This window comes from Erythrobacter donghaensis (genome assembly GCF_002155425.1).
GTDB lineage: Bacteria > Pseudomonadota > Alphaproteobacteria > Sphingomonadales > Sphingomonadaceae > Erythrobacter > Erythrobacter donghaensis.
The window spans coordinates 690,168-705,934 of the sequence record NZ_MUYG01000011.1 but is presented as its reverse complement, the minus strand read 5'-3'; the positions used below and the strand labels follow the sequence as shown (position 1 = coordinate 705,934).

Sequence of the window (15,767 nt, the reverse complement as noted above, 5' to 3'; positions counted from 1 at the left end):
TATGATGGCAAACGAGGTCGACGAAGCATTCGCGCGCATCCGCAGCTGGTCAGAGGCCAATTTCCCCGCCTTGATTGAAGGGCTCAATCCCGGGCTCACCGAAGCGGAGATTGCGAACGCGACAGACATCGCAGGGTCCGAACAGCTCAAGCAACTCTATCGCCTTGCGAATGGCGAAAGGAGAAACGGCATCGGGTTTTTCTTCGGACTGCGCTTCATGCCGATCGACGAACTGTCTCGAACCGCGCAGCTGTGGCGCGACATCGCCCAATCCGATCCGGAGCTCGCTGACGACGGCGAATTCCATAGTTCCGACCCCGAAGCGGCCATCACCGCCAAATACATCAACTCGGGCTGGATCGCTTTCGCCCACGATTATGGCGGCAATCACCTCTCGGTGGATACAGCGCCCGGTCCGGCAGGCACTGCGGGACAGATCATCAATTCCGGACGGGATGAGGAGCGCAAGCGCGTTATCGCGGGCAGTCTTGCATCATTTCTCAGTTGGATGGCGGATACGCTGGAGCAAGACAATTGCTCGATCACCGCGACCGGAAAGGCCGATCTGCCTTACGAATTTCTGCTCGCTGAGCCGCCCAACACTCACTTGCTTGATGCCGTGCAGAAGATGAACCTGCCGGTCTGAGAAGGTCTAACCCTCCAGCGCCGCCGCCAGCTTGGCGCGCACGGCCTTGAGCCCTGCGATCACCTCGGCCAATTCAGGCGCTTCGGCGACGACCACCCGCACGCCGGGGGTATCGCCGCTGTCGGCATCGGCGCGGCGATCTCCTGCGCGGCGGTCGGCCGAGCGGCGGTCGAGTCCGGACTTGGCCGAGGCGCGCAGCACCGCTTCGGCGCCCTTCAGGGTGTAGCCTTCGCGGTTGATCAGCCGGTCGATCGTTTCGACCAGCGCGACGTCATCAGGACGGTAATAGCGTCGCCCGCCGCTGCGCTTCAGCGGTTTGAGCAACGGGAACTGCGCTTCCCAATAGCGCAGCACGTGCGGTTTGATGCCCAGCGCCTCGCTGACTTCGCCGATGGTGCGCAGCGCGCCCTCGTCCTTGCCGTCATCGAACCCGGTCATCAAACCTCACCTTGCTGGCCAAAGGGTCATCCCTTGGCAATACGTTCCTTGAGCAGCTGGCTCGCGCGGAAGGTCATCACCCGGCGCGGGGTGATCGGCACTTCGACCCCGGTCTTGGGGTTGCGGCCGATCCGCTCGTTCTTGTCGCGCAGCACGAAACTGCCGAAGCCCGAGATCTTGACGTTCTCGCCCTTGGCGAGTGCGTCGCTCATCTTGGCGAGGATCGCTTCGACCATGTCGAGCGACTCCGCGCGGCTGAAACCCATCTTGCGGTTGATTGTTTCCGCCAGATCGGCGCGAGTAAGAGTGCCAACCGAACGCATCATGCGTATTCTCCTTTGCGGCGCGACCCGAAGGAAGGTGCAAAGCTTTACGAATTTTATGCGGTTTTGCAATGCGATGCCGGGCGTTGTGATGAATTTTCCGCAATTGTGCTAGGTGCGGGTCTGCCGCCGCCCTGTTGCGGTCACAACCGAATGAGGCTCGCCCCCCAGGTAAAGCCCCCGCCCATCGCCTCCAGCATCACCAGATCGCCCGCCTTGATCCGCCCGTCCTTGCGCGCCACATCCAGCGCCAGCGGCACCGAGGCGGCCGAGGTGTTGGCGTGATCCTGCACGGTCACGATCACCTTGTCGGGCGAAATGCCGAGCTTCTTTGCGGTCGCATCGAGGATCCGGGCATTGGCCTGGTGCGGCACGACCCAGTCGAGTGCATCGGCGGAAACCCCTGCATCCTCAAGCACTTCCTTGAGAACAGCCGAGAGGTTGACGACCGCGTGGCGGAACACTTCGGGGCCCTTCATGCGGACGTGGCCGGTGGTCTGCGTGGTCGAGGGGCCGCCATCGACATAGAGCAGATCGTGATGCGCCCCGTCGGCGTGCAGCCGCGCGGCGAGGATGCCGGGTGCGTCGGGGCCCTGCGCTTCGCCCAAGGGCGCTTCGAGCACCACGGCCCCGGCCCCGTCGCCGAACAACACGCAGGTGGTGCGGTCTTCCCAATCGAGGATGCGGCTGAAAGTCTCCGCCCCGATCACCAGCGCGCGCTTGGCCATGCCGGTGGTCAGCAGCGAATCGGCGACGCTCATCGCGTAGAGAAAGCCCGAGCACACCGCCGCGACATCGAAGGCGATCCCACCATTGCAGCCCAGCGCCTGCTGCACCTTGGTGGCGGTCGCTGGGAAGGTGTTGTCGGGCGTGGCGGTGGCGAGCACGATCAGCCCGATGCTGGCCGCATCAACCCCCGCATCGGCCAGCGCGGCGCGCGCGGCGGCAATGGCGAGGGTCGAGGTGGTCTCGTCATCCTCGGCGATATAGCGCTGGCGGATGCCGGTGCGCGCGACGATCCATTCGTCGGAGGTATCGACGCGCTCCGCCAGCTCGGCATTGGTCACCACTCGGCGCGGCAGGGCCGATCCGGTGCCGAGCAAGCGCGAACCGGTCACGCGGCTGTCTCGTCGCTCGGCGCGGGTTTGCTGCGGCCCTTGCGGCTCAGCGCGCCTTCGCCCAGCTGGGAGAGGTCATGCGCGATCCGCTCGGTCAGCTTGTTTTCGAGCAGCCGCGCGGTCACCGCCACCGCGTGAGCGACACCCTTGGCGGTCGCGCTGCCGTGGCTCTTCACCACCACGCCATTCAGGCCGAGGAACACCGCGCCGTTGTGATTGTTCGGGTCGAGATGGTGCTTCAAAAGCTCGGTCGCCGGGCGCGAGACCAGAAAGCCGATCTTCGACCGCAGCGAGGAGGTGAAGGCCTGGCGCAGCAGATCGGTGACGAAGCGCGCCGAACCCTCGATCGCCTTCAGCGCGATATTGCCGGAGAAACCGTCGGTGACGACCACATGGGTCTCGCCGCGGTTGATCTTGTCGCTTTCGACGAAACCGTCGAATTGCAGCGCCAGCCCGCCTTCGGACGAGGCGGCGGTCAGCATCGCGGCGGCATCGCGCAGCTCTTCAGTGCCCTTGATCTCTTCGGTGCCGATGTTGAGCAGGCGGACGACCGGCTTGTCGAAGCCGTTGACGATCCGCGAATAGGCCGCGCCCATCACTGCATATTGCACCAGGTTGCGCGCGTCCGCCTCGGTGTTGGCGCCGAGGTCGAGCATCACCACGTCATGCGCCTGCAAGGTCGGCATGATCGCCGCGAGCGCCGGGCGGTCAATCCCGGGCATGGTGCGCAGGGCCAGCTTGCTCATCGCCATCAGCGCGCCAGTGTTGCCGGCGCTGACGGCGGCGCCTGCCGCGCCTGACTTTACCGCATTGACGGCGAGGCCCATCGAGGTGGTCTTGGCACGGCGGATCGCGCGGCTGGGCAGCTCGTCGCCACCCACCACGTCGTCGCAATGCAGGATTTCGGAGGCCGCCCTGAGGTTGGGGTGGTTTTCGAGCGCAGCTTCGATCCGCGCGCCATCGCCCACCAACAGGAAGTTGAACTTGTCGTGGTCGCGCCGCGCCAGCGCCGCGCCCTCGACCATCACGCGCACGCCTTCATCGCCGCCCATCGCATCGACAGCGATACGGGGCAGGCTCATGATGCGTTACTCCGGTTCAGGGTGAAGGCCATCGGCTCAGCCGACGGCGACGACCTGACGCCCGTTGTAGTGGCCACAGTGGCCGCAGATGTTGTGCGGGCGCTTCAGCTCACCGCAGTTCGAGCATTCACCGAAGGCTTCGACCTTCAGCGCATCGTGCGAACGACGCATGCCGCGACGGGAAGGCGATACTTTTCTCTTGGGGACAGCCATGGCGGCACCAATTCCTCAAATAACTCTGTGGGGCACCGAGTGGCACCTGCGATTCTCGAAGGCCGCCCTTACGGCAAGGAGTGCGCGCGCACAAGCAACAAGCAGGTGCGTGCATTCCTTGGCCAGCAGCGGCGGGAAGGCGCGCGCTATAGCGAAAATTTCGCGCGTTGCAACCCGCTCGCGGCCCGCCTAGCAAGGGCGCCGCAATATCGAGGGGTTTCTATCATGATCGTGCTTCCTGTCACGCTGGCCGCGGCGGCGGCGGCTGCCGTGCTCAATCTCTGGCTGTCGATCCGCATCGGCGCCGTGCGCCGCGCACTCTCGATCAACGTCGGCGACGGCGGCAGCGAGAGCCTGCAACGCCGGATGCGGGCGCAGGCGAATTTCGTCGAGAACACGCCCTTCGTGCTGGCGCTGATCGCGGGAATCGAGCTGGCGGGCCGGGGCAGCTGGTGGCTCAGCCTCGTGGCGGCGGCCTACATGATCGGCCGGGTGCTGCACGGCTTCGGCATGGACGGCGGCAATTGGGGCTGGGGCCGCATGGTGGGCACGCTGGTGACAATGCTGGTGCTGCTCGGGCTGGCGGTGGTCGCGGCGCTGGTGGCAATGGGGGTGATGTAGGCTACTCCAACGGGTGGCGCCCATCGGCCCGCCGCAGGACGGGCCGCAAGGCCGACCGGCCGCCCGCAGGTGCCCGTAGCGAAGCGAAGGAACAGCACCGAGGACGACCCCGCGGAGGCGGGGTCGCAATCAAGAAAGCGCGTAATCCGAGACGAACGCGTTCGTCTTGCGCTCGCGCCCGAAGGTGCTGGTCGGGCCGTGGCCGGGGATGAACATCACGTCCTCGCCGAGCGGCCAGAGGCGCTGGGTAATGCTGTCGATCAGATCCTGATGATTGCCGCGCGGGAAGTCGGTGCGACCGATCGAGCCCTGAAACAGCACATCGCCCACGATGGCAAAGCGGCTTGGTTCGTGAAAGAACACCACGTGTCCGGGCGTGTGGCCGGGGCAATGGATCACATCGAGCGTCAGCTCGCCCACCGTCACCCTGTCGCCATGCTTGAGCCAGCGGGTCGGGGTGAAGCTCTTCGCCACCATTCCCCAGCGCGGGCCGTCATCGTCGAGTTGGTCGATCCAGAAGCGGTCATCCTCGTGCGGGCCTTCGATGTCGAGGCCCAGCTCGTCCGCCAGCATCCCCGCCTGCCCGCAATGGTCCAAGTGCCCATGGGTGACGAGGATTTTCTCCAGCGTAACACCGGCTTTGGCGACGCCTTCCTTGAGCTTGTCCAGATCCCCGCCGGGATCGACCAGCGCGCCTTTCATGGTCTTGGTGCACCAGATCAGCGAGCAGTTCTGCTGCAGCGGCGTCACCGGAATGATCGCGGCGCGCATGGGGGGCGTGGGCTTGGGGGTGTCGGTCATGGGCCGTAGTTGGACAGAACGCGATCCGATTGCAACCCGGTCAACCTGCCTGACCCCGCAGGATCGCCAACCTGTTCGCCGGGGCGTCGGGACTCAGGAAGTCGGGAATGGTCTGATCGGTCCGGCGTGGCCGACTGAGCCAAGCGACCTGCCACTCGGCGATCCTTTCTCCTTTCATGTGCTCGTATCGACCGGCTTCGGGTTCATCGAGCCACTCCCGTTGGAGCACCAATGCCAAAGGCTCCTCCGCCCCAGCCTCATGGGCCGAGCATTCGAGCGCCTCTTCATAAGTGGCGAATGCATAGTAGTAATCGTCGCCACCCTCAGGCGGATGGCACCATACACGATATTCCAGCACCTCGTCCCACACGAGGCCGCCGCCTGCCTTGGTCAGAGCAGGGTAATGCCCAACCTTGCTTGCATCGACTGCCATAGGAAATTGCCGCATCGTGTCGCTCACACCCGTCCCCCCTTCCAAACAACCCGCCCGATAATTTCCACCTCCTCCGCCGCCACCTCGACCGGGGGATAGGCGAGGTTCTGCGAGAGCAGCGCCACCCGCCCCGGCCCGGCGCTGGCGACGCGCTTCACCATCAGCGTGTCGCCGAGGCGCACCACGTGGATACCGTCGCGGAACGGGCGCGGGCAGCAATCGACGAGGATTTCGTCGCCGTCATTGAGCAGCGGCTCCATCGAGTCTCCCTCCACGCGGATCGCGGAAAGCTCGGCGCGGGCGAGACCCTGTTCTTCCAGCCAGCGGCGCGAGAAGCGGAAAGTGTCGAAGGCGGCCTCGCTTCCGGGCACCCGCCCTGCCCCGGCGGATGCGCCGAGATCGAGCCGGGGCACCTCCACCCACTCGCCCTCCTCGCGACGCCTCGGGGGCTTTACGTAGGAATTTTCCTGCACCTCCCGCAATTCCTCCTCGGCCACGCCGAGAAAACGCGCGAGCGTCGCGCGATCCTGTTCCTCCAGCTTTCGCGGGCTGCCTTTGCGAATGAATTGCTGAAGATAGGAAGGGTTGCGCCCCAGCAGATCGGACAGGGCCGCCAGACTTACCCCACGTTCCTGCGACAATTCCAGCAGCCGGGCACGCGGCCCGGAGAGTAATTCAGCGTCGCTGTGTTGGGTTTCCTTCATGGACACTTCCTACACGAAAGAAATTTCCTAGACAAGCACCAAAAAACATGGAACATTTCAGGAACATCGGGCGAATCACCCGATGCTCACCCATCGGCTCAGCATCAACAGGGACGCAAAACCATGCTGCTTCGGACCATCGAAACCTTCCTCAGCGAGCACCAGTTGCCCGCGACGCGATTCGGGCGACTCGCCGCCCATGATCCGCGCTTCGTTCTCGACCTGCGCATGGGCCGCAGCCCGCGCCGCGAAACCGAATTGCGCACCCGCGCGTGGATGAAAGGCTATGCCGACCGCGCCGCCGCCGAAGCGCCCGGCGTGGCCAAGGGGGGGATGGCCTGATGCTGCTGACCGAAAGCCTGCGCGATCCCTTCGCGCATATCTTCGCCGATTTCGACCAGATCGAGGTCAAGTCCGCCCCCCTCCCCGCAGCGCCACCCGCCGCCCTGCGCGCGCGCCGCACGCTCGCCGACCGGGTGCACACCGCGCTGATGACGCTCACGAACGGGCACGGCACGGTGCTGGGGCACGAGGAGAAGGCCTGGGCCTCGATCACCTTCGCCGGCACGCGGCACGAAGTGGTGCTGGAGTTCTGCGGCGCAGAAGCGGTGGTCGGCGGTGAGGAGCTGATCGAGCGCCTGCCCGATCACGAATTCACCCTCCCCGGCCAGCTGGTCGCCGATGCCACCGTCACCAAGGTCGACCACCGCTTCGGCGCGATGGAGCGGCTGGAGGTGACCGCGGTGCTGCTGCTGCTTGAGGAGGGGTGAAGACCGTCGCGCCTTCCCGGGCTTGACCCGGGCCCCCGCTGCCTTCCTGCCGGGAAGAAAAGCGGGGCCCCGGCTCGGAGGCCGGGGAGACGATGTGCCTAAGCCCGCCGCACGATCAAATTACGGATCTCGCTCATGTCTTCCATCGCGAAGCGGATACCCTCGCGGCCGAGGCCTGAATCCTTCACCCCGCCATAGGGCATGTTGTCGACCCGGTAGCTGGGCACGTCGTTGATCACCACGCCGCCCACGTCGAGCCGGTCCCAGCTATCGAACATCTTGAACAGGTCGCGGGTGAAGATCCCCGCCTGAAGACCGAAGCGCGATTTGTTGACCTCGCCAAGCGCGGCGTCGAAGTCGTCGAATTTCTGGAGAATGGCGAGCGGCCCGAAGGCTTCCTCGTCGCGCGCCTTGGCACCCTCGGGCACGCCTTCGAGCAGCGTTGCTTCGAGCATGTTGCCGCGCGACAGCCCGCCGCCGCACAGCAAGGTTGCCCCGTCCTCGACCGCTTCGTCGATCCAGCCCTTCAGCCGCTCGGCCTCGCCCTTGGAGATCATCGGGCCGATGAAGGTGTCACGGTCCTTGGGATCGCCCGCGACCAGCGTCTTGGTCTTGGCGACCAGCATGTCCTTGAAGCGGTCATAGACCTCGGCGTGGATCAGGATGCGTTGCACCCCGATGCAGGACTGGCCCGACTGGTAGAAAGCCCCGAAGATCACCCGCGCCAGCGCGTCCTCGAGATCGGCGTCCTTGTCGATCACGACCGCCGCGTTGCCGCCAAGTTCGAGGATCACCTTCTTCTTGCCCGCCTTGGCCTTGAGAGCCCAGCCCACCCCTGGCGAGCCGGTGAAGGAGAGCAGCTTCAGCCGCTCGTCCTCGGTGAACAGGTCAGCCCCGTCGCGGCTGGCGGGGAGGATTGAGAACGCGCCTTCCGGCAGCACATCGCACTCGGCCAGCACCTCGCCCATGATGAGCGCGCCAAGCGGGGTTTTGGAGGCGGGCTTCATCACGAAGGGGCAACCGACCGCGATGGCGGGCGCGATCTTGTGGGCGGCAAGGTTCAATGGGAAGTTGAACGGCGAGATGAAGCTGCACGGCCCGATCGGCACGCGCTTCCACATCCCCATATAACCCTTGGCCCGCGCCGAAATGTCGAGCGGCTGGACCTCGCCGTAATTGCGCACCGCTTCTTCGGCGGCGATGCGGAAGGTGTCGATCAGGCGGGTGACCTCGCCTTCGCTATCCTTGATCGGCTTGCCCGCCTCGATACACAGCGCATAGGCGAGCTCGTCAAACCGTTCCTTGAAGCGCTTTACGCAGTGCATCAGCACATCCTGCTTCTCGTAGGAGGCAAGCTTCGCCATCGGCTCCGCCGCGCGCACCGCGCCTGCGATCCCCTCCTCGATCACATCGGGCGTCGCCAGCGCGGTGCGGAAGGCGACCTCGCCGGTGTATTTGTCCGTCACCTCGAGATCGGTGTTGGGCTGCACCGGCTTGTTGTTGAGGTAGAGTGGGTAGGTCGATTTGAGTTGGGGCATGGTTTTTGCGTCTTCCTCGTCTTCCCGGACTTGATCCGGGATCCCGCTACTTCTTGCGCCGCTGCGGGAAATAAGCGGGGCCCCGGGTCAAGCCCGGGGAGACGAAAAGGTTCAAAGCTCCTTCGAAAGCCGCTTGATGTCGTGGTTCAGGATCTGGTCGTTCTCGCTGTAATCGACTGGGCAATCGATCAGATGCACCCCGGGCGTATCGCGGCAATGTTGCAGCAGGTCGGTCAGGTGCTCAGCTGACGTCACCCGGTGCCCGGTCGCGCCATAGCTTTCGGCATATTTGACGAAATCGGGATTGCCATAGGTAAGGCCGAAATCGGCAAAGCCCATGTTGGCCTGCTTCCAGCGGATCATCCCGTAGGCATCGTCGCGCAGGATCAACACGGTCAGGTTCAGCCCAAGCCGGACGGCGGTCTCCATCTCCTGCGAGTTCATCATGAACCCGCCATCACCGCAGATCGCCATCACCTTGCGGTCGGGATAGAGCATCGCGCTCATCATCGCGCTTGGCAGGCCCGCGCCCATCGTTGCCAGCGCATTATCGAGCAGCACGGTGTTGGGGAGGTAGGCGGTGTAGCCGCGCGCGAACCAGATCTTGTAGACGCCGTTGTCGAGGCAGATGATCCCGTCCTCGGGCATGGCGCCCCTCACCTGCGCTACCAGATGCGGCGGGAAGATCGGGAAGCGCGCGTCGGCGGCGAGCGGCGCGGTGTGCGCGACCTCGGCGGCGCGGTATTCGAGCATCCGGCGGAAATCCCAGCGGCCTTGCGGGACGATGTCTTCCTTGATCTGGTAGATCGCGTTGGCGATGTCGCCGATCACTTCGATGTGGGGGAAGTAGACCGGATCGACCTCGGCGGTCTTGGTCGAGACGTGGATGACCTTGGGCGGGCTGTCGGATCCGACCGGGCCTTCGCAATCGTTCCGCATGAAGAACGGCGGCTTCTCGATCACGTCGTGGCCGATATTGACGATGCAATCCGCGTCCTGAATCGCGCGGTGGACGAAGTCCCCGGCCGAGAGCGCCGCGCAGCCGAGGAACAGCGGATGCCGTTCATCGACCACGCCCTTGCCCATCTGGGTGGTGACGAAGGGGATGCCGGTCTTGTCGATGAACTGGCGCAGCATCCGCCCGGTCATCTTGCGGTTCGCGCCCGCGCCAATCACCAGAATTGGAGCCTTGGCCTGCTCCAGCGCCAGCACGGCCTGCCGCACGGCCTTCTGTTCGGCAGACGGCCGCCGCGCGATCGAGGGGGCAAGGGGCCGGCTGGTGGTGTGTTCCTCGGCGATATCCTCGGGGAATTCGAGATGCACCGCGCCGGGCTTTTCCTCTTCGGCGAGCCGGATCGCCTCGCGCACGCGGCTGGGGATGTTATCGGCGCTCGCAAGCTGGTGGGCATATTTGGTGATCGGGCTCATCATCGCCACGACATCGAGGATCTGGAAGCGGCCCTGCTTCGATTTCTTGATCGGCTTCTGCCCGGTGATCGCCAGCGTCGGCATCCCGCCCAGCTGCGAATAGGCGACCGCGGTGACCATGTTGGTCGCGCCGGGGCCGAGCGTGGCGAGAAACACCCCGGTCTTGCCGGTGTGCCGGCCATAGGTCGCCGCCATGAACCCCGCGCCCTGTTCGTGGCGGGTGAGGATCAGCCTGATCTTGTCCGACTTCGACAGGCTCTCGAGGAAATCGAGGTTCTCTTCCCCCGGTACGCCGAAAATATACTCGACGCCCTCGGCTTCGAGGCATTCGATGAACAGGTCCGATGCCTTTTTGGTGTCGCTCATGTCTGCTTGTCCCCCCTTGCCGCGTCCAGCCCCCCGCTGGCTCATTGCGCACGGGTTAGCGCGCGCGTGTGACCGCCGCGTGATGGGCGCTCGCCTGCGCGAAGTATTGCAGAAAAGCGCCAAGCCGCCAAACGGCGGGCGGCTTCAGTAGCCAAGCCGGGGGTCGAACACCGGGGCGACGGGCTCGCCGCGCAGATATTTGTCGAGGTTTGCGAGGAAGCGGTCGCCCGAGCGGACAAACATCTTGTCCTGCGCCCGGCCCGACAGGTGCATCGAGATATGCGCATTGTCGAGCGACCATAGCGGATGATCGGCGGGCAGCGGCTCAGGCGTGGTCACATCGAGGAAGGCGCCGCCAATCGCGCGGGCTTGCAGCGCCTCGATCAGCGCGGGCTGGTCGATCACCGAACCGCGCGCGATGTTGACGATCACGGCGTCGCTTTTCATCGCCGCCAGCTCTGCCGCGCCGATCATTCCGTCGGTCTCGGGCGTAGCAGGCACGGCGAGGATCACCCAGTCGAACTCCCCAAGCCGCGCGCGCCATTCATCGGGGCCGAGCGTATTCGCGCCGGGCGAGCGCCGCACCACGCTCACCGCGACATCAAAAGCTTCGAGCCGCGGCTGGATCAGTTTCCCGATCGCGCCGTAACCCAGCAGCAGCGCCTTCGACCCCGCCAGTTCGCGCTTGCCGGGGCTGTCGAGCAGCCATTCGTGCCTACCTTGCGCGCGCACAACCTCGCGGTAGCCCTTGGCGATGTTGAGCATCCCCATCACCACATATTCGGCGATGGTGATGGCGTTGATCCCGGCCCCGTTGGTTACGGTGATCCCGCGCTCGATCAGCACGTCCATCGGCAGGAAATCGAGGCCCGCATAGATCGAATTGAGCCACTTCATATCGGTCGCCGCGCGCAGCGTTTCGGCCATGGCTTCCTTGCTGTTGGAATCGAACCAGCCGATCTCCGCGCCCTTAACCGCCTCCAGCGATTCCTCGTGGGTCATGAACCAGCGCACATCGAGGCCTTCAGGCAGGCGCGGTTCGAGCATCGGGCGGATCAGTCCGGACAGGGCGAGCGTGGTCATGCGGCGTTCCTAGTGCCTTTGCGGGCGCGCGGCCAGAGGGCGCAAGCGGCTTGACAGGCGCAACCCGGCTTGTGACAGCCCGCGCCATGCTGCTGCCGGTCTGTATCATCGACGACTTTCTCGGGCCGGAGGTGTCGGCCCGGATGCGCGAATTCGTGATCGGGCATGAGGCCGAATTCGAGCCTTCGGCGCAGTATCACTATGGCGGCTCCCGGTCCCTTGAAGGGTTCCGCAAGTCGCTGTCGTTCAGGGGTGATCCCGAGCCCGTGCTCGAACCCTTCGCGGCCGGGTTGAAAGAGGTCGCTGGCCGGTTGCGGGCCGAGACGGGTTGCGAGAGTTTCGGCCTCGAACTGTCCGACTTCGATCTGACTGCCTATCGCGACGGGCACCGGCTGAAGCGCCATATCGACACGCATACCGGGCCGAAGCGCGCGCTCTCGGCATCGGACCGGGTGCTGAGCCTGGTCTATTACCTCATGGCCGAGCCGCGACGCTTTTCGGGCGGCGATCTGGTGATGCACGGGCTGGTCGGCGATGAACGCCAGACCATCACGCCACAGCACGATCGGCTGGTCGCCTTCCCGTCGCTCGCGCCGCACGAGGTCGAGACAATCCACCTGCCGGGCGACGATTTCGCCACCGCACGATTTTCGCTGGTGTGCTGGCTGTGCCGCCCGCGTGCCGACAATCCGGCCGCGGCCTAACCGAGCTTCCACTCCCAGCCGAGCGGGTCGCCATCCATCACCTCGACGCCTTGGGCTGTGAGTTCGTCGCGGATTGCGTCGGAGGCGGCGAAGTCCTTGGCCGCGCGGGCCTCCTTGCGGCGGGCGAGCGCTGCCAATACTTCCCGCTCTTCGATAAGAGCATCAGCAGGTCGAATTCTGAAGTCTTCTATACGGAGATCGAACAATTTGAGACCTAGCACACTATCCATCTCTTCGATCAGAGCGCGCTGAGCCGGTAGACTCACTTTTTTCAGTGCTAATGCTCGTTCAAGCTGCGTAAGTGCAACCGGCGTGTTAAGGTCATCGCTTAAAGCGAGATGGAATTTGAATTTCATGTCGTAACCGACGATTGCTAGGGCTTCTTTAGTAGCGTCTTTAGCGTCGACACCACGAAGCTTATCTATTGCCCTCACCATCCGCTTCAACCGCGTAAGCGCCGCGCCCAACCCTTCCCAGCTGAACTCCAGCTCGGAGCGATAATGCGCCTGCAGGCACATCAGCCGGTAGGCGAGCGGGTGGTAGCCCTTGTCGATCAGCAATTGCAGCCGCAGGAACTCGCCAGAGGACTTGCTCATCTTCCCCGAGCGCTCGACGAGGAAGTTGTTGTGCATCCAGATCTTCGCACCCGAATTCTTCGGGTCGTCCAACCCATTCGTGCAGCAATAGGCCTGGTTCTGCGCGATTTCGTTGGGGTGGTGGATCTCGCGGTGGTCGATCCCGCCGGTGTGGATGTCGAAGGGGAAGCCGAGCAGCGCCTCGCCCATCACCGAGCATTCGAGGTGCCACCCCGGCGCGCCCCGGCCCCACGGCGAATCCCATTCCATCTGCCGCGTCTCGCCAGCGGGCGTCTTGCGCCAGATCGCGAAGTCGGCGGCATTGCGCTTGCCCTCGACGCTCTCGATCCGGCCCTCCCCGTCCTCGGTCACCGCGCGGGCCAGCCGGCCATAGTCGGCGACGGTCGAGACGTCGAAATAGAGCCCGCTCTCCAGCTCGTAGCAGTGCTTGTCGGCGATCGACTTGCCCCATGCGATCATCGCTTCGACATATTCGGTCGCGCGGGGGTGCTGCTTGGGCTGGACGTTGAGCCGCGCCAGATCCTGTTCGAAATCAGCCTGATAGAACTTCGCGATATCCCACGCGCTCTTTCCCTCGCGCGCGGCCATGCGCTCCATCTTGTCCTCGCCCTCGTCCGCGTCGGAGGTGAGGTGGCCGACATCGGTGATGTTGACCACATGGGTGAGCTTGTAACCCTTCCACTGGAGCGTGCGCCCCAGCGTGTCCGCAAAGACATAGGCGCGCATGTTGCCGATGTGCTGGTAGTTGTAGACCGTCGGCCCGCAGGAATAGACGCGCGCCTCACCCGGGTGGACGGGCTCGAACACCTCGAGCGAGCGGGTGAGCGAGTTGAACAGCTTGAGCGGCGTATCGGTCATGGCGGCGGCCTTTGCCCTATTCCGTCCTCCCAGCGCAAGCTGGGATCTAGAGCCGCAAGCGCCGAGGCCGCCGCCCTAGGCCCCAGCTTCCGCTGGGGTGACAGGAAGCATCAGAACCCGATGAACTTGACGTGCTCTTCCAGCGGCACGCGCTGGCGTTCGAAATTGTTCACTGGCGCCTCCGGGTCACGATAGCCGATCGCCATGCCGCAGAAGAGCATGTAGCGCTCGTGATCGAGGCCGAGGAAGTCGCGGATCGTCGTCGCGAAGATCGCCATGTATTCCTGCCAGCAGGAATCGAGCCCCTCCTCGCGCAGCAGCAGCGCCACCGTTTGCAGCCACATGCCGACATCCGACCACTGCGGCTCCTTCATCAGCCGCGGGAAGTAGACGAACATCACCGCAGGCGCATCGAAGCTGGTGGTGTTGCGCGCCATCGCCGCCATGCGCCCCGCGCCATCATCGCGCGCGATCCCCATCGCCCCGAACATCCCTGCCGAGACCGCATCAAGCCGCTTCTTGTAGGCCTCCTCCTGCCCCGGAGCCGCCCAGTCATATTCGGCAGCTTTCGGCCCTTCCGCGATCATCTTCGCCTGCAAGTCCTTCAAGGGCTGACCGGTCACGATGCTCGCTTCCCACGGCTGGTAATTGCACCCCGAAGCCGCCCAGCGCGCGGTGTCCATCACCCGGGTCAGCGTCGCCAGATCGACCGGCTTGTCGAGAAAGGCGCGGATCGAGCGGCGGGTGGTGACGGCTTCGGTGACGTTCATGGACAGGTCTTTCGCTGGCAATGGGTCATGCCCTGCGCGCCTTCAGGCACAAGCAAACGGGCCGCAAGCGACATAATCGCTAGCGGCCCGCACGCAAGGCTCAGAAAGGATCAGCCCGGATAGTTGGTCTGGCGCACGGCTTCCGACATGTCCTCGGCATCGACCATCTTGGGGTTCTTGTGCTTTTCGCGGAATTCCTTCTCGGTGCTCGGCGCGATATCGGCGCGGCCCGACATGAAGCCGGTCTTGATCTTGCAGCGCACGAACTGGGTCTCGCCCTCTTCGATCTCGAGCGTCAGCGCGTCCTTGGTCTCGAGCGACTTGACGGTGAAGCTGCGCGGGCCGGGATCGGAGACGAGCACGAAATACTTGCCCGCGCCGAGCGAGGAGAGCTTGTCCTCGGCCCCCACATCGAACACCGCACAGCCGAGCGCCGCGCCGCTGAGGCCGCCGGTGCGGTAGAACAGCACCTGCCCCTTGCCCGGCGGCGGCGCGGGAATTTCGAGCTGGGCGTCGGCCTTGTCCTCGGCCATCGCGGCCGGTGCGGCGACGCTCAGCACGAGCGGCGATGCTGCGGCAAGCACCGCAGCGGTCAGCAATTTCTTCATGGCATTTCCTCCCCGTTAGAGAGCGGTTGTCCGGCAGGAATGCCCTGCGCGGGACGCTCGAAAGTCTCGTCGTTGCGGGTCTTGGCGCTGGCGAGCGTGCCCGGCAGGACATTGGTGTTGCCGCCGCCGATCAGAAAGCCGATCGGCCCGGCGAGCGCGGTGGTGACGTTGGACACGCCGGTGTTGTCCTGCCCCTTGGACAGCGTCTCGTCACCCGCGTCGAAAAAGCGGAAGCTGCGCAGCTCGATGCGGCGCCCGTCATGCTCGAGATAGCGCGCCGCCAGCACCAGCTCGCCCGCCGCCCCGGCAAGGCCCGCCTTCTTGGCGTGGACGACCTCGCCCTCCCCGCTGATCCCGGCGGGAAGCGCCTCGACCCCGTCGACCTCAACGGGCCTGGCAAGGCGGATCGGGAATTTCTGCCCGGCGGCGCTGATCTTGGAGCCAAGTTCGGCATCGATCACGATGGTGAGCGGCGTGGTCTTGGGAAGCAGAAGCGCAGGCGCGGGTTCCGGTGCGGCTTCAACCGAGACCGCCTCGGACAATGCTTCGGCAGCGAGAGCCTCGTCGGCGATCACCTCAGGCGCATCGGCGGGAACCGCCTGAGCAAGCAGTGCAAGAGCAACGGACAACATGGTTTGCGACCCCCGGTAGAGGCGCACACATCCTG

20 protein-coding genes are annotated in these 15,767 nt (G+C 64.9%); 5 read left to right on the top strand and 15 right to left on the bottom strand.

Annotation, left to right across the window (positions count from 1 at the left end):
* Positions 1-4 precede the first annotated feature (4 nt).
* A complete protein-coding gene (locus BZF59_RS14905; RefSeq protein ID WP_158094336.1) occupies positions 5-646 on the top strand; it encodes an SMI1/KNR4 family protein in 642 nt (213 codons plus the stop codon).
* 6 nt (positions 647-652) lie between these two features.
* Here the strand turns inward: BZF59_RS14905 and BZF59_RS14900 are convergent, their stop codons facing one another.
* The 5 genes from BZF59_RS14900 to rpmF form a co-directional block, all read right to left on the bottom strand.
* Positions 653-1,084, bottom strand: a complete 432-nt coding sequence (locus BZF59_RS14900) for a MerR family transcriptional regulator (RefSeq protein ID WP_086609248.1) — start codon at positions 1,082-1,084, stop codon at positions 653-655.
* Positions 1,085-1,110: 26 nt separating this feature from the next.
* A complete protein-coding gene (locus BZF59_RS14895; RefSeq protein WP_181443397.1) occupies positions 1,111-1,410 on the bottom strand; it encodes an integration host factor subunit alpha in 300 nt (99 codons plus the stop codon).
* A 140-nt stretch (positions 1,411-1,550) separates the two neighbouring features.
* Entirely contained in the window at positions 1,551-2,525 is a 975-nt protein-coding gene (locus tag BZF59_RS14890; RefSeq protein WP_086609006.1) for a beta-ketoacyl-ACP synthase III, read from the bottom strand.
* Positions 2,522-3,607: a phosphate acyltransferase PlsX gene (plsX, locus tag BZF59_RS14885; RefSeq protein ID WP_086609005.1), complete on the bottom strand. Its 1,086-nt coding sequence runs from the start codon at positions 3,605-3,607 to the stop codon at positions 2,522-2,524. The genes BZF59_RS14890 and plsX overlap by 4 nt, the downstream gene beginning before the upstream one ends.
* 36 nt (positions 3,608-3,643) lie before the next feature.
* Positions 3,644-3,820, bottom strand: a complete 177-nt coding sequence (rpmF, locus tag BZF59_RS14880; protein WP_069310627.1) for a 50S ribosomal protein L32 — start codon at positions 3,818-3,820, stop codon at positions 3,644-3,646.
* Positions 3,821-4,045: 225 nt separating this feature from the next.
* Here rpmF and BZF59_RS14875 point away from each other — a divergent pair, with 225 nt between their 5' ends.
* Positions 4,046-4,441 (top strand): MAPEG family protein, encoded by a 396-nt coding sequence (locus BZF59_RS14875; RefSeq protein WP_211277409.1) that lies wholly within the window; start codon positions 4,046-4,048, stop codon positions 4,439-4,441.
* A 129-nt stretch (positions 4,442-4,570) separates the two neighbouring features.
* Here BZF59_RS14875 and BZF59_RS14870 read toward each other — a convergent pair whose 3' ends face one another.
* From BZF59_RS14870 to BZF59_RS14860, 3 genes are all read right to left on the bottom strand, one after another.
* Positions 4,571-5,212: an MBL fold metallo-hydrolase gene (locus BZF59_RS14870; RefSeq protein ID WP_086609245.1), complete on the bottom strand. Its 642-nt coding sequence runs from the start codon at positions 5,210-5,212 to the stop codon at positions 4,571-4,573.
* A 70-nt stretch (positions 5,213-5,282) separates the two neighbouring features.
* Positions 5,283-5,702, bottom strand: coding sequence for a hypothetical protein (locus BZF59_RS14865; protein ID WP_211277408.1), 420 nt, complete (start codon positions 5,700-5,702; stop codon positions 5,283-5,285).
* Positions 5,699-6,379 carry a LexA family transcriptional regulator gene (locus BZF59_RS14860; protein ID WP_086609004.1) on the bottom strand — a complete coding sequence of 227 codons (681 nt, stop codon included), beginning with the start codon at positions 6,377-6,379 and terminating at the stop codon, positions 5,699-5,701. Before BZF59_RS14860 ends, BZF59_RS14865 begins: the two co-directional genes overlap by 4 nt.
* Positions 6,380-6,502: 123 nt before the next feature.
* On the opposite strand from BZF59_RS14860, the gene BZF59_RS14855 reads away from it, so the two are divergent.
* Positions 6,503-6,721 carry a hypothetical protein gene (locus BZF59_RS14855; protein WP_086609003.1) on the top strand — a complete coding sequence of 73 codons (219 nt, stop codon included), beginning with the start codon at positions 6,503-6,505 and terminating at the stop codon, positions 6,719-6,721.
* Complete coding sequence (locus BZF59_RS14850; protein ID WP_086609002.1) at positions 6,721-7,149, top strand: hypothetical protein; 429 nt, start codon at positions 6,721-6,723, stop codon at positions 7,147-7,149. Before BZF59_RS14855 ends, BZF59_RS14850 begins: the two co-directional genes overlap by 1 nt.
* A 98-nt stretch (positions 7,150-7,247) precedes the next feature.
* Here BZF59_RS14850 and BZF59_RS14845 read toward each other — a convergent pair whose 3' ends face one another.
* The 3 genes from BZF59_RS14845 to BZF59_RS14835 form a co-directional block, all read right to left on the bottom strand.
* Entirely contained in the window at positions 7,248-8,687 is a 1,440-nt protein-coding gene (locus BZF59_RS14845) for an aldehyde dehydrogenase family protein (protein WP_086609001.1), read from the bottom strand.
* 111 nt (positions 8,688-8,798) lie between these two features.
* Complete coding sequence (locus tag BZF59_RS14840; protein ID WP_086609000.1) at positions 8,799-10,481, bottom strand: acetolactate synthase large subunit; 1,683 nt, start codon at positions 10,479-10,481, stop codon at positions 8,799-8,801.
* 144 nt (positions 10,482-10,625) lie between these two features.
* Positions 10,626-11,564, bottom strand: coding sequence for a D-2-hydroxyacid dehydrogenase (locus tag BZF59_RS14835; RefSeq protein ID WP_086608999.1), 939 nt, complete (start codon positions 11,562-11,564; stop codon positions 10,626-10,628).
* Positions 11,565-11,650: 86 nt separating this feature from the next.
* Between BZF59_RS14835 and BZF59_RS14830 the strand changes: the two genes are divergently transcribed.
* On the top strand, positions 11,651-12,268 hold the full coding sequence (locus BZF59_RS14830; protein ID WP_086608998.1) for a 2OG-Fe(II) oxygenase: 618 nt from the start codon (positions 11,651-11,653) through the stop codon (positions 12,266-12,268).
* Here the strand turns inward: BZF59_RS14830 and cysS are convergent.
* The 4 genes from cysS to BZF59_RS14810 form a co-directional block, all read right to left on the bottom strand.
* Positions 12,265-13,722: a cysteine--tRNA ligase gene (gene cysS / locus BZF59_RS14825; RefSeq protein ID WP_086608997.1), complete on the bottom strand. Its 1,458-nt coding sequence runs from the start codon at positions 13,720-13,722 to the stop codon at positions 12,265-12,267. The two genes, BZF59_RS14830 and cysS, sit on opposite strands and share 4 nt — an antisense overlap.
* 110 nt (positions 13,723-13,832) lie before the next feature.
* Positions 13,833-14,492: a nitroreductase gene (locus tag BZF59_RS14820; RefSeq protein ID WP_086608996.1), complete on the bottom strand. Its 660-nt coding sequence runs from the start codon at positions 14,490-14,492 to the stop codon at positions 13,833-13,835.
* Positions 14,493-14,602: 110 nt separating this feature from the next.
* Positions 14,603-15,100 (bottom strand): hypothetical protein, encoded by a 498-nt coding sequence (locus tag BZF59_RS14815; RefSeq protein ID WP_086608995.1) that lies wholly within the window; start codon positions 15,098-15,100, stop codon positions 14,603-14,605.
* Positions 15,097-15,732 carry a hypothetical protein gene (locus tag BZF59_RS14810; protein WP_086608994.1) on the bottom strand — a complete coding sequence of 212 codons (636 nt, stop codon included), beginning with the start codon at positions 15,730-15,732 and terminating at the stop codon, positions 15,097-15,099. The genes BZF59_RS14815 and BZF59_RS14810 overlap by 4 nt, the downstream gene beginning before the upstream one ends.
* Positions 15,733-15,767 lie beyond the last annotated feature (35 nt).